We start from the raw sequence: 26,467 nt of genomic DNA on the forward strand, positions 1-26,467 counted from the left end.
GTCGTAAGCAAGATCGGAGAGAGAAGCGAAACCCGCCCCGGGTGCAGGGTCTGGCGCATGAATCGATCCATGACCATGACCACGGCCGCGGCCCTCACCGGCCTGACCCTCTTCGTCACCGCGTGCACGGGCGGCGCCGGCTCGGACGCCAAGGACGCCAAAGACGGAAAGAAGGACGGCACGTCTTCGAACGCCTCGACCGGCGGCGGCACCGCCAGTGGCGCGGACGCCGACAAGGCGCTCAAGACGCGCAAGTGCCTGCGCGAGCACGGCATGGACGCCCCCGACCCGGAGCCCGGCCAGGACCCGCGCGGAATGACGCTGGGCTCGGGCAGCGAGGACCCGGAGGCGGTGAAGAAGGCCTTCGACGCGTGCGGGCTGCAGGCACCCGGGTCGGGCCAGGTCTCGCAGGCCGACAAGGACAAGGCCCTGAAATGGGCCAAGTGCATGCGGGACAACGGCGTGAACATCCCCGACCCCGAGTTCAACGGGAGCGCGATGAGCGCCACCAAGATCCCCGAGGGTCAGGAGCAGGCCTTCCAGGACGCCCAGAAGAAGTGCGACGCCGCGTGAGGCGGCGCGGTAAATGGCTGCTGGGCTCGCTGGCCGTCGTACTCGCCGTCTCGGGCGGCGGGTACGCGGTGACGGCCGCCCAGCCGCGGTCGGACTCCGACGGTTCGAAGGACCGGCGCGCGGACGGGCTGCCGCAGGCGACGGCCCCGGTCACGCGCGGGGACCTCGGCTCGGGCCTCACGGTCGAGGGCACGCTCGGCTACGCGCAGGAGCGCAAGCTGGCCGCCGGCGGCCCCGGGGTGCTGACCTGGGCCGCGGGCGCTGGTACGGCGATCGAGCGGGACGGGAAGCTGTACGAGGTCAACGGCAAGCCGGTGCGCCTCATGTACGGGAGCACCCCCGTGTACCGGCAGATGAAGACCGGGGACAAGGGCGAGGACGTCAAGCAGCTCAAACGCAACCTCCAGGCCCTCGGGTACGGGACCGGGCTCGACCCGGAGGACGGCACCTTCACGGCGGGTACGGCGACGGCGGTCAAGCGCTGGCAGAAGGCGCACAAGGCGCCGGAGACGGGCGAGGTCGGCAAGGAGGACATCGCGTTCGCGGCCGGACCGCAGCGGGTGCAGAAGAACGACACGGCGGTCGGCGACGAGCCGGCGCCGGGCAAGCCGGTGATGACCCTGACCGGGACCGAGCGGATGGTCCGCTTCCAGCTGGACGTGGCCAAGGCGGGCGCGGCGAAGACGGGCGACAAGGTGAACGTGAAGCTGCCGGGCGGCGCCGAGGCCACCGGGAAGATCGACTCGGTGGGCAGCACGGCGAACCCGGACGACCCGAACGGCGGCGGCCCCGGCGGGGGCGGAGGGGGCGGCGGCGGGAAGCCGAAGGTCGAGGTGAGCGTGTCCCTGGACAACGCCTCCGAGATCAAGGGCCCCGACCAGTCCCCGGTGTCGGTCCGGCTCACCGGCGAGACCCGCAAGGGCGTGCTCTCCGTACCGGTCAACGCGCTCCTCGCGCTGTCCGGCGGGGGCTTCGGCGTACAGGTCGTCGAGGGCGGCGCCGTCCGCGACGTACCCGTGGAGCTCGGCATGTTCGGCCAGGGCCGCGTCGAGGTCAAGGGGGACGCCCTCAAGGAGGGCATGCAGGTGGGGATCCCCAAGCCATGACGACGGCGACATCGAGTACGGCGCAGAACAGGCACGCGCGAGCCGTGGTGGAGCTCGCGGGCGTCACCAAGGAGTACCCCGGCGGGGTCAAGGCCCTGCGCGGGGTGGACCTCACCGTCCTGAACGGCGAACTCCTCGCCATCGTAGGCCCGTCCGGCTCCGGGAAGTCCACCCTGCTGCACATCGTCGGCACCCTCGACCGCCCGAGCGCCGGCGCGGTCGCCATCGCCGGGCACGACATCGCGACCCTGTCCGACCGCGCCCTGTCGGCGCTGCGCTCGCGCCATGTCGGCTTCGTCTTCCAGTCCTTCCACCTCGTACCGGGCATCAGCGCGCAGGCGAACGTCGCCGAGGGACTGCTGTACTCCGGCCTCTCGCGGGCCGAGCGCGGCCGCCGGGCGGCGCGGGCACTGGAGCGGGTGGGCCTCGGGGACCGGACGGAGCACCGGCCGCACGAGCTGTCCGGCGGGCAGAAGCAGCGCGTGGCGATCGCGCGGGCGGTGGCGGGGGAACCGGACCTGCTGCTCGCCGACGAGCCGACGGGCGCGCTGGACTCGGCGTCGGGGCGGTCGGTGATGGAGCTGCTGCACGAACTGAACGCGGAGGGTGCCACCATCGCCGTGATCACCCACGACCAGGAGATCGCGGCGAGCCTGCCGCGGCAGGTGCGGATCCGGGACGGGGAGATCGTGGCGGACGTGTGGAACACGGCGGGGGTGACGCAGCGGTGAGGGCCTCGCGAAGGCTGACCCCGGCCCGCCTCGGCCCCCGCGACGTCCTGCACGTCGGCTCGGCGGGGCTGCGCTCGCGCCCGATGCGGGTGTTCCTGTCCGCGCTCGGCATCGCGATCGGCATCGCCACGATGATCGCGGTCGTCGGGGTGTCCTCGTCCAGCCAGGCCAAGCTGCTGCGGGAGCTCGACAAGCTGGGCACGAACATGCTGGTGGCCACGCCCGGCCAGTCGATGTTCTCGGGTCAGGACACGAAGCTGCCGAAGGAGGCCCCGGGCATGATCTCCCGTATCGAGGGGGTCGAGTCGGTGGGTACGACGGGTGACGTCGCGCAGTCCGTACGGCGCTCGGAGAACATCCCGAAGGAGGAGACGGGCGGCATCGGCCTGAAGGCGGCGAAGGACGATCTGCTGGAGGTCCTGCGCGCACGGATGCAGAAGGGGACCTGGCTGAACGGGGCCACCGGACGCTACCCGTCGGTGGTGCTCGGGAACGTCTCGGCGGAACGGCTGGGCATCACCGAGCCGGGGCAGCAAGTGTTCATCGGCGGCCGGTACTTCACGGTCATCGGCATCCTGGACCCGATCCCGCTGGCCCCGGAGATCGAGCGCTCGGCGCTGATCGGCTGGGAGGCGGCGGAGCAGCTGCTCGGCTTCGACGGCCACCCGACGGCGATCTACGAGCGCTCCACGGACGACCGCGTCGGGGCGGTCCGCGGCCTGATCGCCCCGACGGCCAACCCCCAGTCGCCGAGCACGGTTTCGGTGACGGACCCGTCGGCGGCGCTGCAGGCGAAGGCGGCCACGGAGGGCGCCTTCAGCACCCTCCTCCTCGGCCTGGGCGGGATCGCCCTGCTGGTGGGCGGGGTCGGGGTGGCGAACACCATGATCATCTCGGTCCTGGAACGCCGCCACGAGATCGGCCTGCGCCGTTCGCTGGGCGCGACCAAGGGGCAGGTCCGCATCCAGTTCGTGACGGAGTCCCTGCTCCTGTCGGGCCTCGGCGGCCTGGCCGGCATCGCCCTCGGCGCGGCGGCCACGGCGGCCTACGCCCGCGCGGGCGACCTCCCCTGGGTGGTCCCCCTCTGGGCGGTGACGGGCGGCTTCGCCTCGACCCTGGCCATAGGCACCCTGGCCGGCCTCTACCCGGCGGTCCGCGCGGCCCGCCTGTCCCCGACACTGGCGCTACAGGCGGCGTAGGGGGCGGGGCGGGGGCTTCTGGGGCGGGGCCGGGGCGGCTGGTCGGGGGCTTCGGGAGGCGGGGCCTGCACGGGCGGGGCCGGGTGAGTGGGGTGGGTCACCGGAGCAGGACTCGATGACTCGGGGTCGGTGGTGTGTCCGGGGGCGTCCCGTCAGTCCACTGTCCTTCCGTGTCGGGTCGGTCCGTCAAGGGCGCTCCCTGCGGTCGCGTCGCTCCGCGATGTCGCTGCGCTCCACCCTTGACTGACCGCCCCGCCCCGGAATGCCATAAGACTGCCGGGAAGCCCCCGAAGGAATGGCCGGGAGGAACATGTTCAGGGCAGGGCCCTCAGCGATACGCGGCCAAGCCTCCCCGACCGAACACCTCCCTCCCGGAACCACCATCCCCGGCCATGACCAGGGGGGCGCGTCCGATCGCTACGCGCTCCTCACGTCTCAGCGTCCGACGGCCGTCTGGGGCTGGACATAAGCCGCCCAGACATCGTCCATGGACCACCATTTCGGCGTCTGCGGCCTGCCTGGGGCCGAGAAACGGAAGTTGGAGGCGACGAATGGGAGTTGGAGGGAGAGGAGCGGGCCTTGGGGTGACGAACGGGCGGCCTTGGGGCCAAGGACGGTCGAGAGGGAGCCTGATGCCGGACTTTCCAACCTCTCAGTCAGGCAAGGCCCTTAGAGGGTCCCGATCGGCCACCAAAAGGGACAAACAGGCCGCAGGCGCCAGACCGGAAGGGCTGGTGCAGGTCGTGGGCGGCTTATGTCCAGCCACAGGCGGTCGCCGGACGCTAAGCCGAGTGGAGCGCGTAGCGATCTGGGGCGTCCCCCGGCCCGGCCGGGGATGGTGGCTCTGGCGGGGCGGGATGTGGCTGAACCGGGTGGTGGGGTCGGCATCCCTGACGCACCTCTTGGCCTGGCCGTCCCCCCTGACCGTCCTTCGGGGGCTTCCCGACAGTCTTATGGCATTCCGGGGCGGGCCGGGCAGTCAAGGGTGGCCGAAGGCCATCGCGAAGCGACGCGACCGCAGGGAGCGCCCTTGACGGACCGGACCGACACGGAAGGACAGTGGACTGTCGGGAAACCCCCGGACTCCCTCTGACGCCGCCCGGCCGGAGCTCAGGCCCCGATGATGCCGCCCAGGAACGAGGCCCAGGCCGTGGGCGCGACCGCCAGCTCGGGCCCGGCCGTCACCTTCGAGTCCCGGATGTGGACGGCGTCGGCGCATGCGGCGACCTCGACGCAACTGTCGCCTTCGCTGCCGCTGTACGTCGACTTATGCCAGGAGAGGGCGACTTCGACGCAGTCGTCGCCCTCGCTGCCGCTGTAACTGCTCTTGAACCACCGCAACGGGGAGCTGTTCACAGGGACCCTCGCATTCGAATCAACAGGCCCACGCTGTCAGCAGGATTGAGGGCCTGGATGCGAAGTTTGGCATACCGTTGATGGAGCACGCTGATGGCTTTTGCGTCGGAGATGACGACGCCCGTCTTCTGTCCCTCGCTGTAGCCCAGCCACTCGTTGTCCTCGGTTTCCAGGAGGCGGAAGGGGCCATCGGTGCCCGCGTGAAGGGGCTGGACCGTGGGCATGATCTGGATGTCGACGTTGGGCAGCTTCCCGCACTCCAGCAGGTGGTCGATCTGCTCCCGCGTCACCTCGGGCCCTCCGGTTTGCCGCTCGATCACCGCCTGCTCGATGATGAAGCTGAACGAGATGTACGGGGTCCGCACCAGCAGCTTCTGCCGTTCGGCGCGAGCCGTGATGCGTGCCTCGGCCTCGCTCGCCGTGATGAGCGGAGGGACGTTGTCGATCTGGGCGCGCCCGTAGGCCTCCGTCTGTAACAGGCCCGGGATCGAGCGGCACTCGTACGTATTGAGTGCGACGGCGACGTCCTCCAGCTCCGCCCAGCGCCTGAACCACGACGCGAGCCCACGTTGTCGTTGCAGCCGCTTCGCGGCGATGCGCAGGACGCCGAAGGCGTCCAGGGCCTCTTCCGACCGGCTCACGAACTTCACCGACGGGTACCGTCGGCCCTGCTCCACCGAGCCGACGTATTGGACCGAGTACCGGACCCGTTCGGCCATCTGCTCCTGCGTGAGTTCTGCCCGTTTGCGGAAGGCCCGCACGGTCTCCCCGAAGTTCCGCAGGTCGCTGTCCGGCTCGACCTCGCCGTCGCCGCTCTCTTCGTGACTCACCATCGCGGTCACCTCCCGCGTTCAGGTTCACGGGCGGTGACCGCCACTGTCCAGAGCGTGAACTCGTACAGTTGAAAAGTAGCGGTCGACTTTCTGGGAACTGCCCTGCCCAACCGGCACGTTGCTGCCATGACCGCACCCTCTGGCTCCGCCCAGACCTCCGTACGCGTGTTCACTCAGCGTTTCAGCAGCACCCGGCGCGGGGCCCGCCTCGCGCGGTGTCTCGCCATGGTCGAGCTGCACGACTGGGGGATTCCGCACCGCAGCCCGCTGTCCGAGGACGCGGAGCGGATCGTCGCCGAGTTCACCGCCAACGCCGTCCTCCACGGGAATGCCGCCGGACGGGACTTCGAGCTCAAGCTGACGCTCCTCGGGGGCGTGCTGCGGATCGAGGTGTCCGACGCCCGCCGGGAGCGGCGGCCCGTGCTGCAGCCGCACGCGGACCAGGCCGAGGGCGGCCGCGGGCTGCGGATCGTCGACGCCGTCGCCGCGGACTGGGGCGTCACGGACCGCGTGATCGGCAAAACGGTCTGGGCCGAGCTCGGCCGACGGTGATATCTTCTTTGGGAATCGTATATACGCCCAGCCCGGAGGTCGCGATGTCCCGAACGGTGATCGACCTGGACGACGAAGCCCTGGCGGAGGCCGCCCGGCACCTCGGCACCACGACCAAGCGCGACACCGTGAACGCCGCTCTGCGGGAGATCGCCGATCGACGCCGCAGAGCAGCCGCGGTGGAGCGGATGCGGCAGATGGTCGTCGATGGCGAGATCGACTTCTCCGGCATCGAGGGTGGCGACGGCGCAGACGGAGTGGACGAGCCGGGAAGGCGATCGGCTGCGTGAGCGAGAGCTTCCTGATCGACACGAGCGCGCTCATCCGCTTCTACCGCCGGCAGGCCGCTCCCGCCTGGGACGAGGTGGTCACCTCGGGAGTCGTGGGGCTGTGCGAACCAGTTCGCCAGGAGTTCCTGCGTGCCGTCGGAGGCCGCCCGGCCTACTACGAGGCCGACGGCTTGCTCCGGGAGACCTTCCCGTACTTCGTGGCCCGCGACTCCGTATGGGAGGAGACCTCGGCGCTCCAGCAGAGGATGGCGGACGAGGGCTGCCACCAGTGCGCGAGTCCGGTCGACCTGTTCGTCGCCGTCACCGCGCAGCACCACAAACTGACCGTCCTCCACCAGGACGCGGATTTCGAGACCATCGCCCGCATCACGGGGCAGCCCGTGCGGCGCATCGCGAACTGAGAGCGGCGCCGTCCGCCCGCATGTGTGCCGCCGACTTCAGCGGCGCCAACGGGGGGCCGTGTCGTCCGGGCGGTCCGGGCTCGGGAAGTGGAAGTGGAAGGGGACTCCCAGGTGGTCGGCGAGGGCCGTGCCGGAGCGGGTGGCCACCTCGGCGGCCGTGCTCCGGTGGACGGTGGCCAGGTGGTGTTCCCCGGCCGGGGCGTCGGTGACGGCCAGCAGCTCCACGAACCAGTCGTGGACCGTGTCCCCGTCCCAGACGGCCTCGACCGCCACCACGCGCCCGGGGAACCCGGCGGCGCGGGCCGCCAGGGAGTCGAGGTCGACCGGGGAGTCGGGGGTGCGGGCCACGCGGTCGCCGAAGTGCGCGTAGCGGGCGCCGACCAGGTCCTGGGCCTCCCCGAGGCCGAGCCCCGAGACACGGCCGGCCTCCCAGACCGCCCGGACGGCGTACATGGAGCGGTCCTGGAGGACGTACGCGTCGGCCTGTTCGCGGACGCCGGCCGGGATGCTCTCCCATCGGAAGCTCACCCGGAACCCTCCGGGACGAAGACGCTCACCCGGTAGGTGGACGGGTGGGTGAGGCGGCCGCAGAACTGGTCGATCCGTACGCACTCGGGTGAGATCCCGCGCTCGGTGGCGAGGCGGCGGACGTACTCCTTCATCTCCGCCTGCTCCTGCGTGGAGAACAGCGGTTGCCAGTGGCCGCGTACGGCCGCAGCCCGGCGGTGGGCACGTTCCCGGCTTCGTTTGCGCTTCTGCTGGCCCGGCATGTGGATCAGCCCCCTTTCGGGGGCCATCGTCGGACCGGCCGTGCGCCCGCGTCGAACGAATTAGAGGTACTGCGCGAAGTCGTCCAGGGCGCGCAGGACCTCGGCCTCCTGCGCCGACGGGAGCTGGACGACGACCTCCTCGATGCCGAGGTCGGCGTAGTGGGCGAGCTTGCCCGGGTTCGGGTGGACCGCGTACGGGACCACCTGGAGGGTCTTCGGGTCGCGGCCCGCGGTCTCCCAGACCTCGCGCAGCACCGGCAGCGACTCGGTGAGCCCGCCCCCGCCGATGGGGAGCCAGCCGTCGGCGTGGTCGGCGATGGCCGCGAAGAGCTTCGGGCCGGCCGAGCCGCCGATAAGGGTGCGGGGGCCGTGGAGGAGGTGGCCGGGGCCGAGCTCGCGCGGCGGCAGGACCGGCTTGGGGTGGGCCATGCTGGCCTGGACGGAGGAGAACTGGCCCACGTACGCGGTGGGTTCCGGGGCCCACAGGGCGCGCATCAGGGCCATCCGGTCGCGGACCAGTTCGCGGCGGGTGCGCCACTCGACGCCGTGGTCGGCGGCCTCCTCGACGTTCCAGCCGTAGCCGATCCCGAGGGTGAAGCGGCCGCCGGAGAGGTGGTCGAGGGTGGCGACCTGCTTCGCGAGGGCGATCGGGTCGTGCTCGGTGACGAGGGTGATGCCGGTGCCGAGGGCGAGCCGCGCGGTCACGGCGGCGGCCTGGCCGAGGGCGACGAAGGGGTCGAGGGTGCGCCCGTACGCCTCGGGGAGGTCTCCGCCCATGGGTGCGGCGGTGTCGCGGGCGACGGGGATGTGGGTGTGCTCGGGGAGGTAGAGCCCGGCGAACCCGCGCTCCTCCAGAGCGCGGGCGAGGCGGACGGGGGAGACGGTGTGGTCGGTCAGGAAGATGGTCGTGGCGATCCGCATGGCTGGGGGCACCTCCGTGGCTCTTCGGTGGAGGGCCACGCTACGGCCTGCGCGCCGGATTGTTGAGGGGGCGTCAGCTCGCGCCGGTGGGATAGCGGGCCTGCCAGCCGGGGGAGGAGACGTGGGGGCCGTGCAGGGAGGGCCCCTGGGTCATTTCGAGGGCGAAGTCGTCGGCGATTTCGAGGAGGGCGGCCCGTCCTTCGAGGTCGGCCAGCCAGGCGCCCGGGAGGGCGGTCTCGCCGTGCAGGGCGCCGAGCAGGGCTCCGCAGAGGGCGCCGGCGGCGGTGGAGTCGCCGCCGTGGTTGACGGCGAGGCGCAGGCCGTGCGGGATGTCTTCGGCGACGAGTGCGCAGTAGACGGCGACGGCGAGGGCGTTCTCGGCTTCGCGGCCGTCGCCCGGGGTGAGGGCCGCGACGGCGTCCGCGGAGGGCGGGCCCTGCGGGACGGCCGCGAGCGCGCGCTGGAGGGCGTCGGTGACGGCCTGGTGGCCGGGGCGGGCGCCGAGCAGGCCGAGGGAGCGCTGGACGGCCGCGTCGAGGGAGTCGCCGCGGGTCAGGCCGTGGACGATGACGGCGAAGGCCCCGGCGGTGAGGTACGCGGCGGGGTGGCCGTGGCTCTGCGCCGCGCACTCGGTGGAGAGCTGGAGGACCAGTCCGGGCTCCCAGCCGACCAGCAGGCCGAAGGGGGCGGAGCGGGCGGCCGCGGCCGCGTCGCGGGCGGTGGGGTTCTTGGGCTGGTCGAGGGTGCCGAGGACGTCGTCGGCGAAGCCGGTGAGGCAGGCGCGGTCGGGGCCGCGGCGGGCGTAGAGCCATTCCTGCTGCGCGAGCCAGCCGTTGTCCTTGCGGCGCTCGTCGGGGCCCCAGTCGTGCTGGGTGGCGGCCCAGCGCAGGTGGGCCCGGTGGATGTCGGTGGGCGGGTGCCAGGCGCCGGTGTCCCGGCGTACGTGGGCGCGGATCAGCCCGTCGACGGTGAACAGGGTGAGCTGGGTGGCGGCGGTGACCGTGCCGCGGGGCCCGTACGGGCCGGGGGCGGGCCCGGTCAGGCCCTGCGGGCCGTGTGCTGCGCGGATGGCGTCGAGGGAGAGGCCGTTCGCGGGGGCGCCGAGGGCGTCGCCGACGGCGGTGCCGAGGAGCGCGCCGCGGACGCGGCTGCGGAAGTCCTGCTGTTCGGCCCGGCCCCAGAGTCCGGTGACGACCCGGGTCCGCCCGCCGAGCGTTCCGCCGGGTCGCGCGGCGCCGCCGCCCGCGGTCTCGGGGGCGCGCCCGACGCGGGCCGCTATCCCGGCGGCGGCCGCGGCCCCGCCCGCGATGCGGGGCGCGCCGGCGGCATCGGCCCGGACCCCGGGCTCGGTGCCGGCCGGTATGGAGTGTTCTCCGGTCGTCGTGTCGTCCATCGCGATCCCCCTGCCCCGCCCCGGCATGCTCTGGCGCGCACTGTAATGGACACGTCCGATCGAATCCGGAACCAGGGCGTCCAGGAAGCCCTGCGCATGCGCAGAACGGCTGGAATCCGTATGACGATCCCTCGACATCTCGTTCACATCCGGTCCGAAACGACGACCAGATACCCAGGTGGCGCGCCTTGATCAGTAGGTGGCACGTTTTGCCACTCGCCTTGGAGTCGGTCGTTTCAGGCCATGTCTCGTTCATGCAGAGTTCTCCGGCGGCCAACAGCCTCAAGGGCATGAAGAAGGCACTCCTCGCCGCGACCGTCGTCGCCTCCGCGCTCACCGCTTCCCTGGTCGCAGCCCCCGCCGCCACCGCCGCCTCGGCCTCCACCGGCTGGGACCTGCCCTGGGTCGGCCACCACCACGGCCGCACCTCCATCCCCTTCACCGAGGCCACCGTCACCGCCGGCGCGGACGGTCGGTTCACGCTGAAGTGGAACGCCCCGGGCACCAAGCGGGTCGAGATCAAGGCGAACGGCAAGGTCGTCGCCAAGGGCGGCGCCCAGGGCACGGCCGTGGTGTCGGGGCTGCCCGCCGCCGACCGCCAGTGGTTCGACTTCGAGCCCGACCGCGGTGAGGGCCTGCGCCTCGCCGACCGCCTCATCAAGCTCGAAGGGGCGGTCAACTTCCGTGACGCGGGCGGCTACCGCACCACCACCGGCCAGTGGGTCAAGATGGGCGAGATCTACCGCTCCGACGCCCTCGACAAGCTGACCGCCGCCGACCTGGCCAAGCTCCAGCGCCTGCGCGTCAAGAACGTCTTCGACCTCCGCATGGAGAGCGAGCGCACCACCGACCCCGACAAGGTCCCGGCCGGCGCCAAGTACACCGTCGCCGACGTCTTCGCGGGCTCCGGCTCCTTCCAGGCCCTGCCGAAGTCCCCCGACGAGGCCGTCAAGGCCATGGTCGACGCCGAGAAGGCGATGGTCAGCGGCGAGGGCGGCAAGAAGGCGTACAGCCAGGTCTTCGAGGGCATGGAACGCGACCGCGACCGCGCCGTCCTCTTCCACTGCACCGCGGGCAAGGACCGCACCGGCTGGGCGAACGCCACCCTGCTGACCGCCCTCGGCGTGCCGGGCGAGACCGTCATGGCCGACTACCTGGCCAGCAACGACTACCGCAAGGCCGCCAACGACGCCGTCCTGTCGCACCTGCCGGCCCCGCAGGCCGCCGTCTACAAGCCGATGCTCGACGTCCGCGCCGAGTACCTGAACTCGGGCTACGACGAGGTCAAGGCCAAGTACGGCACCTTCGACCACTACCTGAAGGACGGGCTCGGCATCGACGCCCGCGAGCTGAAGCAGCTCAAGAAGGACCTCCTCGTCGGCTGATCCCCCCCCGCCGCACGGCGAAGGGCCCGGCCGGGAGCGTTCCCCCGGCCGGGCCCTTCCCGTACTCCTAGTCGAGTACCGGCAGCAGCTCCGGCAGGTGCCCGTCCGAGGAGCGCGCCGCCTCCTGGCGCTCCCGCGGCACCTCCCCGTACAGCGTCGTACGGGCCTTCGCGGGCCGGCCCGCGGCCTCCGCCACCGCGATGAGGTCCCGTACGGACTTGTACGAGCCGTAACTCGACCCTGCCATCCGGGAGATGGTCTCCTCCATCAGCGTGCCGCCGAGGTCGTTCGCCCCCGACCGCAGCATCTCGGCCGCGCCCTCCGCACCCAGCTTCACCCAGCTCGTCTGGATGTTGGTGATGTGCGGGTGCAGCAGGATCCTGGCCATCGCCGTCACCGCGCGGTTGTCGCGGACCGTCGGGCCGGGCCGGGCGATGCCCGCCAGGTACACCGGCGCGTTGGTGTGGATGAACGGCAGCGTCACGAACTCCGTGAAGCCGCCCGTCCGCTCCTGGATCCGGGCCAGCGTGCGGAAGTGCCCCAGCCAGTGCCGCGGCTGGTCCACGTGCCCGTACATCATGGTCGAGGAGGAGCGGATCCCCAGTTCGTGCGCCGTCGTGACGACGTCGATCCAGTCCGCCGTCGGCAGCTTGCCCTTGGTCAGCACCCAGCGGACCTCGTCGTCCAGGATCTCCGCCGCCGTGCCCGGGATGGAGTCCAGACCGGCCTCCTTGGCGGCCGTCAGCCACTCCCGTACGGACATCCCCGTCCGCGTCGCGCCGTTGACGACCTCCATCGGCGAGAAGGCGTGCACGTGCATCCCCGGCACCCGCTCCTTCACCGCGCGCGCGATGTCGAAGTACGCCGTCCCCGGCAGGTCCGGGTGGATGCCGCCCTGCATGCACACCTCGACCGCGCCCACGTCCCAGGCCTGGGCGGCCCGGTCGGCGACCTGGTCCAGGGACAGCGTGTACGCGTCGGCGTCCGTGCGGCGCTGCGCGAAGGCGCAGAAGCGGCAGCCGGTGTAGCAGACGTTCGTGAAGTTGATGTTCCGCGTGACGATGTACGTGACCTCGTCGCCCACCACCGACTTGCGCAGGTCGTCCGCGATCCGGCACAGGGCGTCCAGCGCCGGCCCGTCCGCGTGCAGCAGCGCCAGCGCCTGGGCGTCGGTCAGCTTCGTCGGATCGTCGGCGGCCTGGGCGAGCGCCGCCCGTACGTCGGTGTCGATGCGCTCGGGGACCATGCCGGGGGCGGCCGCCTCGCGCAGCGCCTCCCAGTCCCCGTAGACGTGGTCGAAGTCCTCGCGCCGGTCCCCGGTGCGGCCCTCGGTGTCGATGGTGGCGTGCAGGTCGGTGCGCCCGTACGCGCCGAACCCCTCGTCCGGCTCCTGCCAGGGGTGCCCGACGACCTCGGCGTCCGGATCGGCGAGGCCGGTGGCCGGATCGGCCAGCGCCCGTACGTGCGGCAGCAGCCGGGGATCCAGCCACGGTTCGCCGCGCTGCACGAACTCCGGGTACACGCACAGCCGCTCGCGCAGCTCGAAGCCGGCCGCCGCGGACTGTTCGGCTAGTGCGTCGATCTGCGGCCAGGGTCGCTCCGGGTTCACGTGGTCGGGGGTCAGCGGCGAGACGCCGCCCCAGTCGTCGATGCCGGCGCCGATCAGCCGCGCGTACTCCCCGTCGACCAGGTTGGGCGGCGCCTGCAGGCAGCCGGAGGGGCCCATGATGTGCCGGGCGACGGCCACCGTGGCGACGAGGTCGTCCAGCTCGGCGTCGGGCATGCCGCGCATCGCCGTGTCCGGCTTGGCGCGGAAGTTCTGGATGATCAGCTCCTGAATGCCGTGGTACGAGCGTGCGACCCGGCGCAGTGCGAACAGGGACTCCGCGCGCTCCTCGTACGTCTCCCCGATCCCGATGAGCAGCCCGGACGTGAAGGGGACGGAGGACCGCCCGGCGTCCTCCAGCACCCGCAGCCGGACGGCCGGCTCCTTGTCGGGGGAGCCGAAGTGCGGGCCGCCGGGCTCGGACCACAGGCGCGTGGCCGTGGTCTCCAGCATCATGCCCATCGAGGGCGCGACGGGCTTGAGCCGCTGGAAGTCGGCCCACGACATCACGCCGGGGTTCAGGTGGGGGAGGAGCCCGGTCTCTTCCAGGATCATGATCGAGATGGCCCGTACGTAGGAGATCGTGTCGCTGTAGCCCTGGGCCTCCAGCCACTCCCGCGCCTCGGGCCAGCGGTCCTCGGGCTTGTCGCCCAGCGTGATGAGCGCTTCCTTGCAGCCCAGCGCGGCGCCGCGGCGGGCGATGTCGAGCACCTCGTCGCGGGACATGTACATCCCGTGGCCGGCCCGGCGGAGCTTGCCGGGGACGGTCGCGAAGGTGCAGTAGTGGCATTTGTCCCGGCACAGGCGCGTCAGCGGGATGAACACGCTCTTCGAGTACGTGATGACGCCGGGCCGTCCGGCGGCCGCGAGGCCGGCGTCGCGGACCCGGGCGGCGGAGGCGGCGAGGTCTTCGAGGTCCGCGCCGCGCGCCTGGAGGAGTACGGCCGCCTCGGTCGCGTCGAGCGCGACGCCGTCGCGGGCCCGCCGGAGCGCCCTGCGCATCGCGTTGTCGGTCGGAGTCATGCGGTGAGCATACGATCCGACGCCCGGCCGCCGAGGGGGCTGCGATCCGTCATCTCATCAGCTCACCGGCGTTGACCAGCAGGGATTGGCCGGTTATCGCCCGTGCCCGGTCGGAGGCGAGGAACACGGCGGCGTCGGCGACGTCCCCGTCGGTGGCCAGGTCGGGCAGCGCCATCCGCTCGGTCAGCCGCTGGTGCACCTCGGCCTCGGGAACCCCCTCGGTGTGCGCGGTGAAGGTGACGAACGCCTGCACCGGCGGCCCCCACATCCACCCGGGCAGCACCGTGTTGACGCGGATCCGGTGCGGGCCGAGTTCGCGGGCCATGGAGTACATGGCGGAGGTCAGCGCCCCCTTGGAGGCGGCGTAGGCCGCCTGCTGCACCTCGTTGGGCGCGGCCACGGCCGACTGCGTGCCGACGATGACCACGGACCCGCCGCGCTCCTTGAGGGCGGGCAGGCAGGCGCGGGTCATCCGCAGCGTCCCCAGCAGGTTGACGTCGATGATCTGCGACCAGGTCCCGAAGTCGGCGTCTTCGAGCCCGCCGAAGTACGAGTCCCAGGCGGCCACGTGCACGACGGCGTCGACGCCCCCGAACCGCTCCTGTGCGAGGGCGGCGAGCGCCGCGCACTGTCCCTCGTCGCGGATGTCGGTGGGCAGGTGGGCCGTGTGCGTCCCGTCGGGGTCGATCTCGGCGGCCGACTTGGCCAGATTGGCCTCGGTCCGGGCGCCGAGCACGGCGTTGCCGCCGTCCCGTACGACGGCGGCGGCGACCTGGTGGCCCAGCCCGGCCCCGACGCCGGAGACGATGACGGTCTTCCCTTGCAGCAGCATGTGCGTGCCTCCCGGCGAGGGATGTATCTGACGGCCCGTCAGGCTAGGGCTTCCGGCCCGCGGAGGGAAGCCCCCGGAGTCTCGGCGTCCCCGGCGTCCCCGGCGTCCCGGGCGCCCTCTGCGTCCCGCCGTCCGCTGCATCCCGGCGTCCGCCGCATCCCGGCGTCCCCGGCGTTCTTTGCGTCCCGGCGCCTCAGGCGCCGCCGGGGTCGACTCGGGCGACCGCCGCCGCCAGTCGTTCCAGGCCCGCCCCGATCTCCTTCGGAGTGTGCGTCGTGAACGACAGGCGCAGGGTGCGGGGATCCGGGGCGCCCGTGTAGAAGGGGGCGCCGGGGACGAACGCCACGTCGTGGGCGACCGCCGCCGTCAGCAGGTCCGCCGCGTCGTACCCCTGCGGCAGCCGGGCCCACACGAACATCCCGCCCTCCGGCCGGTTCCAGGTCGAGCCCTCCGGAAGGGCCGCGCCCAGCCCCGCGAGCAGGGCGTCGCGCCGCTCCCGGTAGGCCGCGCGCACCGCGCCGATGTGCGCGTCGAGGTCGGCGGTGCGCAGGTAGTGGGCCGCCGCCAACTGGTCCACGGTCGACGTGTGCAGGTCCGCCGCCTGCTTCGTCACCGCCGCCGCCCGCCGCAGCTCCCGCGGCGCGCGCAGCCATCCCAGCCGGAGCCCCGGGGCCATGACCTTCGAGAAGCTCCCCAGCAGTGCCGTACGGTCCTGCACCCCCGGGTGCGCCGCGAGCCACGGGACCTCGGCCCCCTCGAACCGGAGTTCCCCGTACGGGTCGTCCTCCACCAGCCACAGCCCGCGCCGTGCCGCGATCCGCGCCACCGCCGCCCGCCGGGCGCCCGGCAGGGTGCGCCCGGTGGGGTTCTGGAAGGTGGGCACCGAGTAGAGGGGCTTGGGCCGCTCGCGGGCCACGATCTCCTCCAGCGCGTCGGGCAGGATGCCCTCCCCGTCGCAGGGCACGGGTATGACCCGCGCCCCGGCCAGCCCGAAGCACTGGAGCGCCGCCAGGTACGTGGGGTTCTCGACGAGGACGACGTCGCCCGGTTCCACCAGCGCCGAGGTGATCAGGGTGAGGGCCTGCTGCGACCCCGTGGTGACCACCAGGTCCTCCGCGGAGGTCGCCAGCCCCCGGGAGCTCACCCGCGCCGCCACCGCCTCGCGCAGCTCCGGCGCGCCCTCGGTGGTCGAGTACTGGAGTGCCCGGACGGCCGACTCCGCGAACGCGGCGTCGTAGGCGGCCCGCAGTCCCTCCGTGTCGAAGAGCTCGGGCGCGGGCAGGCCGCCGGCGAAGGAGATCACCCCCGGGCGGGCGGTGAGCGCGAGGATCTCGCGGATCGGCGACCCGGCGACGGCGGTGGCGCGGGCGGCGAAAGGGGGCGGCGGCGACGCGGGCGCGGCGGCGGGGGAGGGCGTGGAAGACGGCACGGGGGGCTCCTAGGGGGAGGCGGGTGCGCGCATCCTAGCCACATCAAGATGTATGCGACACCTATATGTCGAGGGGTGGAACACCGCACACCCCCTCCCCTTCTGACGTGTCATCAGCTAGACCGTTCGGCATGACGACGGATCGCCAGAGCCAAGACACCCGCCCCGAGGCCTACGCCGAGCTGGCGGCGGTGGGCCCGTACGGGGTCCGCCCCGGCCACGCCCTGATCACCATGGTGGAGCCGCACCCGGGCCACGAGTACGCGTACAACCGCTGGTACGAGGACGACCACTACTACGCCGGGGCCATGGCCATGCCCTGGATGTACGCGGGCCGCCGCTGGGTCGCCACCCGCGAGCTCCAGGAACTGCGCTACCCGGAGAAATCGGCCGTCGCCCAGCCCGTCACCGCCGGGTGCTACATCTCCACGTACTGGGTCACCGAGGGCCGCTACGACGAGCACATGAAGTGGACGGTCGGGATCAACAAGCGGCTGAACCGGGACGGCCGCGTCTACCAGGACCGGACCCACGTCTTCACGGCCTTCCAGGACCACGAGGCCACGGTCTACCGCGACGGGGCCGCGGGCCCCCGGGACTTCCACGCCCTCGACCACCCGTACACCGGCCTGGTCCTCCAGGTCATCGACGCCGACGGCCCCGAACAGCGGGCGGAGCTGCTGGAATGGCTGCGCTCGCGCGCCCTGTCGAAGCGGCTGCACGGCTCGCCCGCGGCGATGGTGACGGTCTTCCGGCCGACCCCGCTGCCCGGTGACCGGATGACGTACGTCAAGCAGGTCGAGGGGGTCGACACCCGGTTGACGCTGCTGTGGTTCCTGGAAGCCGATCCGCGCACCTGCTGGGACCGGTTCCGGGGGCTGGACGCCGAGGTGGCGGAGGCGGGGCTCGGGCGGGTGGAGCTGGTGGCGCCGTTCATCCCGACGGTGCCGGGGACCGACCGGTACGTGGCGGAGCTCCGTTAGCCGGAGACGGCGGGGTCCGGTTCCGGACATGGCCGAGCCCCCTCGGCCGGGACGGCGGGCCAGTCGAGAGGGCTTCAGTCAGTGGTGCAAGTGGTGCAGTTGTTGCGCGTGATGCAGAGGAGGGGGCGGCGGGGCCGTGCGCCGTGACGTTCAGGCGAGGCGTCCCAGCCGGCCCTCGGTGACGTCGGCGACGAAGGAGGTCCAGGAACCCGGCGCGAAGGTGAGGGACGGACCGTCCTGCACCTTCGAGTCGCGGACCGCGATGGCCTCCACGACGGGGGACTTGACCTCGACGCAAGCGCCGTTTCCGCCGGAGTAGGAGGACTTGATCCAGTTGTCCGTGGCGCCCTGACGAATAGCCATGTTTCTCTCCGGTTCAGCGAGTTGTGCCAGTGAGGTGTCGGCCATTTCGCTTCTCTGACCGACGTGATCGACGCTACCGGCACCTCTCGACGGGTGAAGGGGTCATTCACCCGACCGAGTGGCATATTCCATTCAGGACTTCTGTGGCCGGGGATCGACGGTGTACCGTACCGGCCCCCCTCGCCACCTGCCCGGTTTCCTCCCCTTTTACCTACCTCCCCCTGCCCGCGTACTGATCGATGATCTCGGCGATGAACTGGCGCGTCTGTTCCACGTTGAGGGCCTGCGCCCGCAGGTGCTCGTACATCACGCTGTACTTCTGGACGTCGTTCGCCTTCTCCAGGTACAGGTCGCTCGTCACGCCCTCGATGTAGACCACCGTCGAGTCCGACGCGTCCGGGAACTCCAGGATCGCGTACTGGCCGTTCACGCCCGGGTGGGCGCCCATCGAGAACGGCATCACCTGAACGGTGATGTACGGCTGCTCGGACTGCTCTATCAAGTACTCGAGCTGTTTGATCATCAGCTGCGGGTCGCCCACGTGCCGGCGCAGCGCGGCCTCGTCGATGACCGCCCACAGCCGCAACGGCCCGACTTCCGGATTGTTGTTGTCCGTTTCGGAGAGCCGTTTCTGCCGGTGCATGCGCACTTGTACGCGCTTCTCGACGTCGGCCGGAGCGGTCTCGGGGAGCGCGCCGCGGATGAGGGCCTGGGCGTACTCCGGGGTCTGGAGCAGGCCGGGCACCATCTGGGGTTCGTAGGTGCGCAGGCTGGCGGCATCGGTCTCGAGGCCGATGTAGACGCTGTACGGGATGTCGCCGAAGGCGTGCCACCAGCCCTGCTGGCGGGAGTCCTTGGCCATCTGCATGAGGGAGTCGACGAGCCGGCGGTCCTCGACCTCGTACACGTCGCACAGGTCGCGGACGTCGCGCTGGCTGATGGAACGGCGGCCGTTCTCCAGCCTGCTGATCTTCGACTGGGAGACGAGCAGGCGTTCGGCGACCTGCTCGGCCGTCATGCCCTTGTCCTCGCGGAGCTTGCGCAACTCCATGCCCAGTCGGCGGCGTCGGACGGTGGGATTGACATTGGACGCCACTTGAACGGCACCTCCGCCTTCTTCTGGTTCTGTCTCTCTGCGTGTCTGATGGTGAGCAGACTGCCACCGAAGGGCGGGGCGGCGCCGGAGAACGGCCCGGAAATGCAGACGCGCGGGATGGCGGAGCCGGCGGACCGGCCCCGCCATCCCGCGCGCTGGCGGCTCCCGAACCGGGTCATCGGGGATGCCGGTTGCGGCGATGGCGGTTCGGTGGAACGGGTGGATCGGGTCGGATCGGGTCGTGTCAGTGCGCGGCCACACCGGCGCGGGCCATCGCGCCCGTCCGGCGCGCCTGCAGCGGAACGCCGTTCGCCGTGGCCCGGGCGGGCGGCGGCGCCGCCGGTGCGCGGTCACGGCGCGGCTGCGCAGCCACACCGTTCTGGACGTCCATGACGGCGTGCGCCACGAGACCGCCCATCGGGTCGTGCCGGATCAGATCCCGCAGCCGGGACCTGGACGACCGCCCCTCGTTGCCGGGGTACAGGTGCTTGCCGAGTCCGACCGCGTGGGCCAGTGCGGCGAGCGCCGCGGTCCGCGGGTCCGGCGGTACGCCGGTGCGGATCGCACTGTCGAGCCGGGCACGGATCTCCCGGCTGATCGCCGTGTCGGTCGCCTGGTAGCGAGTCGTCGGCAGCACTCCGCACATCTGGCCCGCGACGGCATGCACCATGCCGCAACGCTCCAGATGAGCGAGGTAAATCTGGCGGAGCCCCAGCCGGGGTCCGCCGATCCAGTGGACGGCCCGTACCGGGCTGCCGCGCCTGCGCAGCAGTTCCAGTGCGGAGTCCAGAGTCGGATCTCCTGTCGGCCGTGGCATCACCACGGCGATACGATCCCCGTCAGGGGCTATCCGTCCTGCCAGAGCCAGCTCTACTAGCTGTGCCCCGGCCAGGCCGAGGTCGAGCGACTGCGGCTGCGCCGTGGTACCCGTGGTCGGGTCCAAAGCGAGCAGCAGAAGCTCCTCCGGAATTGTTCTGCGGCTCCTGCCCATCCATGCCTCCCCGCGTGGATGAGTGACAGGGTGACGCCTCTCACATTCATCTGTCGAGAGCGCGTGGTCGCTTTGTGGGGGAACTGGCAACTATGTCGTTCTCGTCTAGCACGGGGGCGATGCCCCCTAGACGGGACACTGTTAGACATTCGGACAGCCGGACGTGGTGGCGATCGAGGAGGAACTGGTGGCGGGCGAGTCCCCCGACAAGTCGGTTGATGAAGGAGCGCCGGGGGCGGCGATGTCCTCCGCGGAGCGTGACCCGAGGCTGTCGGTGTTCCGGCCGCGGGAACCCGAGTCCGCGACCCCTGCCGCTCCTTCCGGGGAGAAGCGGGATCCGCTGCGCGACGCGGTGGCGGCGTGGGTTGCCACGACCGAGGACGAAGGCGAGGGCGGCGCCGGGACCGAGGACGGGGCCGAGGCCGAGTCCTCCGGACGGGTGGAGTCGGTCGCGGATCCGGCCACGGCGGATGCGGACGCCGCCGAAGCCGAAGCCGAAGCCGAAGCCGAAGTCGAAGCCGATGCTTCGCCCGAACCGACGGCGCACGACAGCGAGCGCACCGCGGTCTTCCGGGCCGTGCGGCCGGGGAGCGCTACGGGCGCCTCGGCGTCCGCCACCGCGAAGCCGGCCACCGGTGAGCGAACCCCCGCGGCGGATTCCGCTTCGGCCTCCGCCGATGTCCCGGCCGCAGGTTCCGGCGACGCCGGCAAGCCGTCCGCAACCGCCCGCCCGGACGCCGATTCGGCGTCGGGCGCGAACAAGCCGGCTGCTGCCGATGGCTCGGCCGGGAAGCCGGGTTCGGCTCCCGCGGGCAAGGATGTGGATTCCGCTTCGGTGTCCGGCGCGGACCGGCCGACCGCTGGGAAGGCGCCGGCGCACGACAGTGAGCGCACCGCGGTCTTCCGCGCCGTGCGCCCGGACGCGGCCCCGGCCCGGGGTGCTTCGGACTCCGCTGCCGCGGGTTCCGGTTCCGGTCCGGCACCGTCCCCTTCGAAGCCGGTTTCGGCCCCCGCGGCCGATGCTTCCGCGGACGACAGCGAGCGCACCGCCGTGTTCCGTGCGGTGAAGCCGGGAAGCGGTGCGGGTGCTTCGGCTCCCGCCGCCGGGAAGCCGGCCGACGGCGAGCGGAGCTCCGCCACCGGTTCCGGTTCGGGCGATGCCAAGGCGGCCGCCGCGGGCGGTTCCGGCGGGGCCAAGCCGGCCGACGCCAAGGCCCCCGACGCCAAGCCCGCCGACGCCAAGCCGGCCGACGCCAAGCCCGCCGACGCCAAGCCGGCCGACGCCAAGGACCCCGAGGGCGGGGACAGCGAGCGCACCGCCGTGTTCCGGGCCCCGAAGGTGGATGCCGGGGCCGGTGGCGCCGGCAAGCGCTCCGACGGCAAGCGCTCCGACGGCAAGCGCTCCGACGAGGCCGCGGACAGCGAGCGGACCGCGGTGTTCCGGGCCGTGAAGCCGGAGGCCAGGACGTCCGCCCCGGCCGCGGAGAAGCCCGCGGCCTCCCGGCCCGTGCCGCCGAAGGCGGTCGGCGGGGAGCGGGCCAGCACGTTCGTACCGCTGCGCAAGGACGACGCCCCGGCTCCGGCGAAGCCCGCGGCCGCGGCGGCGGGATCCGCCCCGGCGGCCCCCGCGGCACCCGCGCCGGCCCCGGCCCCCGTACCCGAGCGGACCGAGCGGACCACGCAGCAGCCGCTGCCGCCCAAGCCGCCGCTCGACATGCTCGCGGACCTCACCAACAACCCGCCCCCGCCGCCGAGCCCGATGCGCACGGCCGTGCGGCGGTTCAAGATCTACGCCCCGCTCGTCGCGCTCCTCGCGATCGTCCTGGCCGTCGTCCAGCTCGTGCGCCCCCTGCCCGAGCCGAAGCTCACGATGACCGCGAAGTCCTCGTACACCTTCGACGGCGGCAACCCGGTCCTGCCCTGGCCGAAGGAGGGCCAGGCCTACATGGCCGCCGCGGGCCTCGGCACCGTCGGCAGCTTCGGCGAGCAGAAGCCGGTCGCCATCGGCAGCGTCGCGAAGACGATGACGGCGTACGTGATCCTGAAGAACCACCCCCTCAAGAAGGGGGACAAGGGTCCGATGATCGACATCGACCAGACGGCGGTCGACGACGGCGCCAAGAGCTCCGAGGGCGAGTCCACGGTCGGCACCCTCAAGGCCGGCGACAAGATCTCGGAGTACGACGCCCTCGCCGCGATCATGATCCCCTCGGCCAACAACGTCGCGCGGCTGCTCGCGCGCTGGGACTCCGGCGGCGACCAGGAGGCGTTCGTCAAGAAGATGAACGAGGCCGCCAAGGAACTCGGCATGGCCAACACCACGTACACGGACCCCTCGGGCCTGGACGCGACGACGGTCAGCACCGCCGAGGACCAGGTCAAGCTCGGTCTCAAGGTCGTGGAGATGCCGGAGCTGATCGCGATCACCAAGCTGCCGGAATGGACCGACCAGTACGGCAAGAAGTGGCGCAACTACAACACCCTCATCCCGGGCAACGGCGCGCTCGGCATCAAGACCGGCTCCACCACCAAGGCCGGCGGCAACCTGCTCTTCGCCGCCGAGAAGCAGGTCGGCAAGACCAGGCAGCTGATCGTCGGCGCGGTGCTCGGCCAGTACGGCGTCCCGATCCTCGACACGGCGATCGCGGCCAGCAAGCAGGTCATGCTGGCCACGCAGAAGATGCTGGTGAACGCGCCCGTCGTGAAGAAGGGCGACGTCGTCGGGTACGTGGACGACGGTCTCGGCGGCCACACCCCGGTCGTCGCGACCGCCGACGTGGAGGCGGTCGGCTGGCCGTCGCTCACCGTCAACGTCAAGCTCGGAACCGGGGACGGAAAGCTGCCGCAGACGGCGAAGGCGGGCACCGAGATCGGTGTGCTGACCGTCGGTGAAGGGGCCAGCCAGGTGAAGGTGCCGGTGGCGCTGCAGAGCGACCTCGCCGCGCCGGGCATCGGCAGCAAACTGACCCGTGTCGGCTGATCGCCCTCGCCATACCGCGTGATTCCGGCGCCCCGGGCAACCCCGGGGCGCCGCCGCGCGTCTAGCGAGCCGGGAACGGCAAGCAGAAGTTCGATCGATGCTCCGGTGAACCCGGGGAGTCCGGGGAATCCGGGGAGTAGTGCAGTGACCACCGCTGAGCAGCAGAGCCAGGGCGACCGGAGTGCACCGGCGGCCGCCGGCGGATCCGGTGCGTCCGGCGCCGGTGACCTGCCCGAGGCGGCGCCCGGCGGCATAGGGGCCGCTCCGGCCGCCCCGGCCGCGACCGCCTCCCTGGCCTCCCGCTCCCTCGGCCTGCTCCGCCGCCACCCCGTGCTCGTCGCCACCGCCGTGGCCGGCCTCCTGCACGTCATCTGGTTCTTCAGCTTCGCCAACAGCGGCGGCGACCTCGCCGCGCAGGACGCCTGGGCCGAGTTCGTCGGCCGGCACCCGGACTCGGCGTACAACCTCGCCTGGTACGGCGGCATGCACCCCGTCTCGTACAGCGTGGTGTCCCCGTACGTGATGTACATGATCGGCGTGCGGACCACGATGATGGTCGCCGGCACGGTCTCGGCCGGCCTGCTCGCGCTGATCCTGACCCGCTGCCGGGGCACCGTCCGCGAGCCGCTGTGGCCGGCCCTGGCCGGGGTGTACGGGCTGCTCTGCAACGCCCTGTCCGGCCGGGTCACCTTCGGTCTCGGCGCGATGTTCGCGCTCGGTGCGGTCGCCGCCGTCTTCTGCTGGCCCCGCAAATGGGCGGAGCGGCGCTGGGCCAAGGCGGCCGTGGCGGCCCCGCTGGCCGGGCTCGCGACCGCCTCCAGCCCGGTCGCAGGGCTCTTCCTCGGAGTGATCGCGGCCGCGCTGTTCCTGAGCGGGCGGCGCCCGGGGGCGTACGCGCTGGGCCTCGCCCCGGTGGCGGTCGTCGGGCTGTCGGCCTGGCTGTTCCCGTTCTCCGGGACGCAGCCGATGAAGCTGGGCTCGGCCGCGCCGCCGTTCCTCTTCGGGCTGGCGATCCTGTTCCTCGTACCGAAGCGGTGGAAGACCGTCCGGATCGCCTCCGCCGTGTACGCCTTCGGGGTGTTGCTGACCTGGGCGATCGACTCGCAGGTCGGCTCGAACGTCACCCGGCTGGTCATGCTGTTCGGCGGGGCCGTGCTGCTCGCGGCCCTCCCGTACGCGGTCCCGCGCAGCCGGCACTGGTACGCGGTGCTGTTCGCGTTCGTCGGCATCAACGTGTGGATCACCGCCAACAGCATCACGGACATCGTCCGGACCACCCCGGTGGCCGCCTGGAACCGGGAGCTGGCTCCGCTGGTCGACCAGCTGAAGAAGGCGGGCGCCGAGCGCGGCCGGGTCGAGGTGGTCCCCGCCAGCAGCCACCGCGAGTCCTCCGCCTTCCCCGCGTACGTGAACCTCGCGCGCGGCTGGAACCGGCAGGCGGACCTGGAGCGGAACCCGCTCTTCTACGACGACACCCTCACGGCGGCGAGCTACCGGGAGTGGCTGGACCGCTGGGCCGTGCACTATGTGGTGCTGCCGGCCGACAAACCCGATTCGGGCGGCGAGGACGAGGCGAAGCTCGTGAGCGAGGGGCTGCCGTACCTCCGGCAGGTGTGGGGCGACCGGAACTGGCGGCTGTTCGAGGTGGACCGGCCGACGGACCTGGTGTCCGGGCCGGCCACGGTGGTGCGGGCGGGCGCGGACCAGCTGGTCGTGGACGTGAAGGCGGCCGGGCGGGTGCTGGTGCGGATCCCGCACTCGCCGTGGCTGGGGCTGGTGGACGGGGCCGGCAAGCCGGTGCCGCCGCCGCAGGAGACGTTCGCTTCGAAGGCGCGCGGCGGGGGCGCGGGCGGCGGCTCGGGCACGCTGGAGAAGGAGTACGCGAACACGGCGGGGTGTCTGTTCAAAGCGGCCCCGGACCCGGCGGGCGACGTGTGGACGGAGCTGCTGGCGCCGGGGCCCGGGGTGTACCGGGTGGCGGCGAAGTACCAGCTGCCGCGGGGGACGCCGTGCCCGGAGGAGCTGACCCGGTGGCTGGCGGGGCCGCTGGAGCGCCCGGCTCCGCCGCGTCCTTGATCGGGAGTTTTTACGGTCGGTCCGGGTGCGTTGCTCCGCATATCTGCATACCATCCCAATAGTCCGATTGGGTGCTTCCCGAGGGAGTTGACGACGGGATGAGCAAAGAGCAGCAGAGGCAGGATTTCCGAGAGGCCTTCCAGGCCCAGGAGCCGGATCGGCCGCCGCGTCCGGCAGGCCACGGCTTCGACGGTCTCGTGCGGAGCAAGGTCAAGGGCGGAGCGCACACGAAGGCGGCCCTGAAGCGGGCCGGCACCCCGCAGGGTGACCGCATCGGCGAGCGCAGCAGAGGCCTGAGCTGATCCCGCGACCCGTGACTCACGACGTATGACTCGCGACGTATGACTCGCGACGTATGACGCAGTCGCTTCACCGACAGCCCTCCCGGTTTCGGCCGGGAGGGCTGTCGCTTGCCTTCGTACGCCCCTCACCAGGGACTTTGGTCCTTCACGGGGCCGCGTCCAAGCGTCCGGACAACCGTTACATTGCCGACGGATGACCAAAACATGACCCTCGTAATGTCGGTTTTGTCGCCAGGCCGCACCACCACACCACCCACCACACCGAAGTGGGCGGCCGGACCGAGACCACAGGCGACTCCGACCTGAGGGGAACCACCATGCGCGCCACCTTCCGTACCACTGCCGTCGCCGCCGGTGCCATCACCGCACTGGCCCTCCCGACCGCCCATGCCTTCGCCGTCGACGCACCGGGCGCGCCTTCGGGGCCCGCCGCGTCCGCCAAGCAAGGGGTGAAGCCCTCCGCGGACGGGCCCGTGCTGATGGCGGGCGGCGCCGGCCTGGCCGCCGCGGGCGCCGCCGGCCTCGGCTTCTCGATGCTGCGCCGCCGCCGCACCGAGGGCTGATCCCCGCCCACACCCCGGCCGCCGGGCACCCGCCCGGCGGCCCTTCCCGGCCCGGAGAACACCATGCCCAGCACCCTCATGCCCCGCACGCGCCGCGTGATCGTGACGACGACCCTGGCGCTGTCCGTCACGGGCGCCCTGGCCGCCTGCGGCGCCGGCGCCGCCCAGCTCCCGCCGGACCCCAAGGTCGGCAACGCCTCCGCGGCGGCCCCCGTGGCCGCCGCGACGACGGCCCTTCCCCCGTCGAAGCCGACCGGCATGAAGATCGACGCGGCGGGCGTGAACGCGAAGAAGATGGTCGACCTCAAGGTGGACGCCGCAACCGGCGAGCTCGGCGTCCCCGACGCCGACACGGACGCGAACCACCCCGGCTGGTGGACCGGGGGCGCGACCCCGGGCGAGAAGGGCGTCTCCGTCCTCGTCGCCCACTTCGACACCAAGCACGGCCCGGCGCTGATGAAGGACGTGAAGAAGATCAGGCTCGGCGACCTGATCGAGGTCCCGCGCGAGGACGGCAGGCCCGCGAAGTTCAAGATCCGCGAGATCGAGGACGTCAACAAGAAGGACTTCCCGACCGACAAGGTCTACGGCGAGACCCCGCGCCCCGAGCTCCGCCTCCTCACCTGCGGCGGCGAGATCAAGGACGGCCACCGCACCAACAACGTCATCTTCTACGCCGACCTGGTCGCCTGACCCCCACCACCGCGGCCGGG

At 72.1% G+C, this 26,467-nt stretch carries 26 protein-coding genes; 14 read left to right on the forward strand and 12 right to left on the reverse strand.

Annotated elements, in window-relative coordinates:
- Positions 1 to 69 precede the first annotated feature (69 nt).
- From ACFYZS_RS38185 to ACFYZS_RS38200, 4 genes are read left to right on the forward strand one after another with little or no spacing between them, the layout of a single operon-like run.
- The gene (locus ACFYZS_RS38185) at positions 70 to 573 is read left to right on the forward strand and encodes a hypothetical protein (RefSeq protein ID WP_389023502.1); all 504 of its coding nucleotides are present in this window, start codon (positions 70 to 72) and stop codon (positions 571 to 573) included.
- Positions 570 to 1,679, forward strand: a complete 1,110-nt coding sequence (locus tag ACFYZS_RS38190) for a peptidoglycan-binding protein (RefSeq protein ID WP_389023504.1) — start codon at positions 570 to 572, stop codon at positions 1,677 to 1,679. The genes ACFYZS_RS38185 and ACFYZS_RS38190 overlap by 4 nt, the downstream gene beginning before the upstream one ends.
- Positions 1,676 to 2,410, forward strand: a complete 735-nt coding sequence (locus tag ACFYZS_RS38195; protein ID WP_389023507.1) for an ABC transporter ATP-binding protein — start codon at positions 1,676 to 1,678, stop codon at positions 2,408 to 2,410. The genes ACFYZS_RS38190 and ACFYZS_RS38195 overlap by 4 nt, the downstream gene beginning before the upstream one ends.
- Positions 2,407 to 3,609 carry an ABC transporter permease gene (locus tag ACFYZS_RS38200; RefSeq protein WP_389023509.1) on the forward strand — a complete coding sequence of 401 codons (1,203 nt, stop codon included), beginning with the start codon at positions 2,407 to 2,409 and terminating at the stop codon, positions 3,607 to 3,609. The genes ACFYZS_RS38195 and ACFYZS_RS38200 overlap by 4 nt, the downstream gene beginning before the upstream one ends.
- A 1,110-nt stretch (positions 3,610 to 4,719) precedes the next feature.
- Here ACFYZS_RS38200 and ACFYZS_RS38205 read toward each other — a convergent pair.
- Positions 4,720 to 4,965 carry a DUF397 domain-containing protein gene (locus ACFYZS_RS38205; protein ID WP_389023511.1) on the reverse strand — a complete coding sequence of 82 codons (246 nt, stop codon included), beginning with the start codon at positions 4,963 to 4,965 and terminating at the stop codon, positions 4,720 to 4,722.
- Positions 4,962 to 5,798, reverse strand: coding sequence for a Scr1 family TA system antitoxin-like transcriptional regulator (locus ACFYZS_RS38210; RefSeq protein ID WP_389023513.1), 837 nt, complete (start codon positions 5,796 to 5,798; stop codon positions 4,962 to 4,964). Before ACFYZS_RS38210 ends, ACFYZS_RS38205 begins: the two co-directional genes overlap by 4 nt.
- Positions 5,799 to 5,924: 126 nt before the next feature.
- On the opposite strand from ACFYZS_RS38210, the gene ACFYZS_RS38215 reads away from it, so the two are divergent.
- From ACFYZS_RS38215 to ACFYZS_RS38225, 3 genes are read left to right on the forward strand one after another with little or no spacing between them, the layout of a single operon-like run.
- Complete coding sequence (locus ACFYZS_RS38215; RefSeq protein ID WP_389023516.1) at positions 5,925 to 6,350, forward strand: ATP-binding protein; 426 nt, start codon at positions 5,925 to 5,927, stop codon at positions 6,348 to 6,350.
- Between the two features lie 44 nt (positions 6,351 to 6,394).
- Positions 6,395 to 6,640 (forward strand): type II toxin-antitoxin system VapB family antitoxin, encoded by a 246-nt coding sequence (locus tag ACFYZS_RS38220; protein ID WP_389023519.1) that lies wholly within the window; start codon positions 6,395 to 6,397, stop codon positions 6,638 to 6,640.
- Positions 6,637 to 7,041, forward strand: a complete 405-nt coding sequence (locus tag ACFYZS_RS38225; RefSeq protein WP_389023521.1) for a PIN domain nuclease — start codon at positions 6,637 to 6,639, stop codon at positions 7,039 to 7,041. Before ACFYZS_RS38220 ends, ACFYZS_RS38225 begins: the two co-directional genes overlap by 4 nt.
- A 36-nt stretch (positions 7,042 to 7,077) precedes the next feature.
- On the opposite strand, the gene ACFYZS_RS38230 is transcribed toward ACFYZS_RS38225, so the two are convergent.
- The 4 genes from ACFYZS_RS38230 to ACFYZS_RS38245 form a co-directional block, all read right to left on the reverse strand.
- The gene (locus tag ACFYZS_RS38230) at positions 7,078 to 7,569 is read right to left on the reverse strand and encodes a hypothetical protein (RefSeq protein ID WP_389023524.1); all 492 of its coding nucleotides are present in this window, start codon (positions 7,567 to 7,569) and stop codon (positions 7,078 to 7,080) included.
- Positions 7,566 to 7,811, reverse strand: a complete 246-nt coding sequence (locus ACFYZS_RS38235; RefSeq protein ID WP_389023527.1) for a hypothetical protein — start codon at positions 7,809 to 7,811, stop codon at positions 7,566 to 7,568. Before ACFYZS_RS38235 ends, ACFYZS_RS38230 begins: the two co-directional genes overlap by 4 nt.
- Before the next feature lie 60 nt (positions 7,812 to 7,871).
- Entirely contained in the window at positions 7,872 to 8,732 is an 861-nt protein-coding gene (locus ACFYZS_RS38240; RefSeq protein WP_389023530.1) for a TIGR03619 family F420-dependent LLM class oxidoreductase, read from the reverse strand.
- A gap of 73 nt (positions 8,733 to 8,805) precedes the next feature.
- Complete coding sequence (locus tag ACFYZS_RS38245) at positions 8,806 to 10,125, reverse strand: ADP-ribosylglycohydrolase family protein (RefSeq protein WP_389023533.1); 1,320 nt, start codon at positions 10,123 to 10,125, stop codon at positions 8,806 to 8,808.
- Positions 10,126 to 10,415: 290 nt separating this feature from the next.
- Between ACFYZS_RS38245 and ACFYZS_RS38250 the strand changes: the two genes are divergently transcribed.
- The gene (locus ACFYZS_RS38250; RefSeq protein ID WP_389023536.1) at positions 10,416 to 11,510 is read left to right on the forward strand and encodes a tyrosine-protein phosphatase; all 1,095 of its coding nucleotides are present in this window, start codon (positions 10,416 to 10,418) and stop codon (positions 11,508 to 11,510) included.
- Positions 11,511 to 11,577: 67 nt separating this feature from the next.
- Here ACFYZS_RS38250 and ACFYZS_RS38255 read toward each other — a convergent pair whose 3' ends face one another.
- The 3 genes from ACFYZS_RS38255 to ACFYZS_RS38265 all read right to left on the reverse strand — a co-directional run bounded on the left by ACFYZS_RS38255 (position 11,578) and on the right by ACFYZS_RS38265 (position 16,400).
- Positions 11,578 to 14,139: a bifunctional FO biosynthesis protein CofGH gene (locus tag ACFYZS_RS38255; protein ID WP_389023539.1), complete on the reverse strand. Its 2,562-nt coding sequence runs from the start codon at positions 14,137 to 14,139 to the stop codon at positions 11,578 to 11,580.
- 49 nt (positions 14,140 to 14,188) lie between these two features.
- Positions 14,189 to 14,971, reverse strand: a complete 783-nt coding sequence (locus ACFYZS_RS38260; RefSeq protein WP_389023542.1) for an SDR family oxidoreductase — start codon at positions 14,969 to 14,971, stop codon at positions 14,189 to 14,191.
- A gap of 193 nt (positions 14,972 to 15,164) precedes the next feature.
- Positions 15,165 to 16,400 (reverse strand): PLP-dependent aminotransferase family protein, encoded by a 1,236-nt coding sequence (locus ACFYZS_RS38265; protein ID WP_389023545.1) that lies wholly within the window; start codon positions 16,398 to 16,400, stop codon positions 15,165 to 15,167.
- Between the two features lie 131 nt (positions 16,401 to 16,531).
- On the opposite strand from ACFYZS_RS38265, the gene ACFYZS_RS38270 reads away from it, so the two are divergent.
- The gene (locus ACFYZS_RS38270) at positions 16,532 to 17,383 is read left to right on the forward strand and encodes a hypothetical protein (RefSeq protein ID WP_389023548.1); all 852 of its coding nucleotides are present in this window, start codon (positions 16,532 to 16,534) and stop codon (positions 17,381 to 17,383) included.
- Positions 17,384 to 17,533: 150 nt separating this feature from the next.
- On the opposite strand, the gene ACFYZS_RS38275 is transcribed toward ACFYZS_RS38270, so the two are convergent.
- From ACFYZS_RS38275 to ACFYZS_RS38285, 3 genes are all read right to left on the reverse strand, one after another.
- Complete coding sequence (locus ACFYZS_RS38275; protein WP_048474551.1) at positions 17,534 to 17,746, reverse strand: DUF397 domain-containing protein; 213 nt, start codon at positions 17,744 to 17,746, stop codon at positions 17,534 to 17,536.
- A 211-nt stretch (positions 17,747 to 17,957) separates the two neighbouring features.
- Complete coding sequence (locus tag ACFYZS_RS38280) at positions 17,958 to 18,842, reverse strand: helix-turn-helix domain-containing protein (RefSeq protein ID WP_389023551.1); 885 nt, start codon at positions 18,840 to 18,842, stop codon at positions 17,958 to 17,960.
- Positions 18,843 to 19,086: 244 nt separating this feature from the next.
- Positions 19,087 to 19,833 carry a GPP34 family phosphoprotein gene (locus ACFYZS_RS38285; RefSeq protein WP_030865569.1) on the reverse strand — a complete coding sequence of 249 codons (747 nt, stop codon included), beginning with the start codon at positions 19,831 to 19,833 and terminating at the stop codon, positions 19,087 to 19,089.
- Positions 19,834 to 19,999: 166 nt separating this feature from the next.
- Between ACFYZS_RS38285 and ACFYZS_RS38290 the strand changes: the two genes are divergently transcribed.
- The 5 genes from ACFYZS_RS38290 to ACFYZS_RS38310 all read left to right on the forward strand — a co-directional run bounded on the left by ACFYZS_RS38290 (position 20,000) and on the right by ACFYZS_RS38310 (position 26,447).
- Positions 20,000 to 22,813 (forward strand): hypothetical protein, encoded by a 2,814-nt coding sequence (locus tag ACFYZS_RS38290; RefSeq protein ID WP_389023554.1) that lies wholly within the window; start codon positions 20,000 to 20,002, stop codon positions 22,811 to 22,813.
- Between the two features lie 144 nt (positions 22,814 to 22,957).
- Positions 22,958 to 24,889 (forward strand): MFS transporter, encoded by a 1,932-nt coding sequence (locus ACFYZS_RS38295; RefSeq protein ID WP_389023556.1) that lies wholly within the window; start codon positions 22,958 to 22,960, stop codon positions 24,887 to 24,889.
- A 98-nt stretch (positions 24,890 to 24,987) separates the two neighbouring features.
- Complete coding sequence (locus ACFYZS_RS38300; protein WP_351779666.1) at positions 24,988 to 25,191, forward strand: hypothetical protein; 204 nt, start codon at positions 24,988 to 24,990, stop codon at positions 25,189 to 25,191.
- Positions 25,192 to 25,508: 317 nt separating this feature from the next.
- Entirely contained in the window at positions 25,509 to 25,754 is a 246-nt protein-coding gene (locus tag ACFYZS_RS38305) for a hypothetical protein (protein WP_389023559.1), read from the forward strand.
- Positions 25,755 to 25,817: 63 nt separating this feature from the next.
- The gene (locus ACFYZS_RS38310; RefSeq protein WP_389023562.1) at positions 25,818 to 26,447 is read left to right on the forward strand and encodes a sortase domain-bontaining protein; all 630 of its coding nucleotides are present in this window, start codon (positions 25,818 to 25,820) and stop codon (positions 26,445 to 26,447) included.
- Positions 26,448 to 26,467 lie beyond the last annotated feature (20 nt).

Source organism: Streptomyces sp. NPDC001903 (assembly GCF_042891345.1).
Lineage (GTDB): Bacteria > Actinomycetota > Actinomycetes > Streptomycetales > Streptomycetaceae > Streptomyces.

What these genes read in the sequence shown, in the direction of transcription:
- ACFYZS_RS38210 (WP_389023513.1), bottom strand. Translation starts at nt 5,798, where the DNA reads ATGGTGAGTCACGAAGAGAGCGGCGACGGCGAGGTCGAGCCGGACAGC.
- ACFYZS_RS38310 (WP_389023562.1), top strand. Translation starts at nt 25,818, where the DNA reads ATGCCCAGCACCCTCATGCCCCGCACGCGCCGCGTGATCGTGACGACG.
- ACFYZS_RS38235 (WP_389023527.1), bottom strand. Translation starts at nt 7,811, where the DNA reads ATGCCGGGCCAGCAGAAGCGCAAACGAAGCCGGGAACGTGCCCACCGC.
- ACFYZS_RS38285 (WP_030865569.1), bottom strand. Translation starts at nt 19,833, where the DNA reads ATGGGCAGGAGCCGCAGAACAATTCCGGAGGAGCTTCTGCTGCTCGCT.
- ACFYZS_RS38300 (WP_351779666.1), top strand. Translation starts at nt 24,988, where the DNA reads ATGAGCAAAGAGCAGCAGAGGCAGGATTTCCGAGAGGCCTTCCAGGCC.
- ACFYZS_RS38185 (WP_389023502.1), top strand. Translation starts at nt 70, where the DNA reads ATGACCATGACCACGGCCGCGGCCCTCACCGGCCTGACCCTCTTCGTC.
- ACFYZS_RS38260 (WP_389023542.1), bottom strand. Translation starts at nt 14,971, where the DNA reads ATGCTGCTGCAAGGGAAGACCGTCATCGTCTCCGGCGTCGGGGCCGGG.
- ACFYZS_RS38195 (WP_389023507.1), top strand. Translation starts at nt 1,676, where the DNA reads ATGACGACGGCGACATCGAGTACGGCGCAGAACAGGCACGCGCGAGCC.
- ACFYZS_RS38220 (WP_389023519.1), top strand. Translation starts at nt 6,395, where the DNA reads ATGTCCCGAACGGTGATCGACCTGGACGACGAAGCCCTGGCGGAGGCC.
- ACFYZS_RS38255 (WP_389023539.1), bottom strand. Translation starts at nt 14,139, where the DNA reads ATGACTCCGACCGACAACGCGATGCGCAGGGCGCTCCGGCGGGCCCGC.
- ACFYZS_RS38305 (WP_389023559.1), top strand. Translation starts at nt 25,509, where the DNA reads ATGCGCGCCACCTTCCGTACCACTGCCGTCGCCGCCGGTGCCATCACC.
- ACFYZS_RS38245 (WP_389023533.1), bottom strand. Translation starts at nt 10,125, where the DNA reads ATGGACGACACGACGACCGGAGAACACTCCATACCGGCCGGCACCGAG.
- ACFYZS_RS38275 (WP_048474551.1), bottom strand. Translation starts at nt 17,746, where the DNA reads ATGGCTATTCGTCAGGGCGCCACGGACAACTGGATCAAGTCCTCCTAC.
- ACFYZS_RS38270 (WP_389023548.1), top strand. Translation starts at nt 16,532, where the DNA reads ATGACGACGGATCGCCAGAGCCAAGACACCCGCCCCGAGGCCTACGCC.
- ACFYZS_RS38215 (WP_389023516.1), top strand. Translation starts at nt 5,925, where the DNA reads ATGACCGCACCCTCTGGCTCCGCCCAGACCTCCGTACGCGTGTTCACT.
- ACFYZS_RS38250 (WP_389023536.1), top strand. Translation starts at nt 10,416, where the DNA reads ATGAAGAAGGCACTCCTCGCCGCGACCGTCGTCGCCTCCGCGCTCACC.
- ACFYZS_RS38240 (WP_389023530.1), bottom strand. Translation starts at nt 8,732, where the DNA reads ATGCGGATCGCCACGACCATCTTCCTGACCGACCACACCGTCTCCCCC.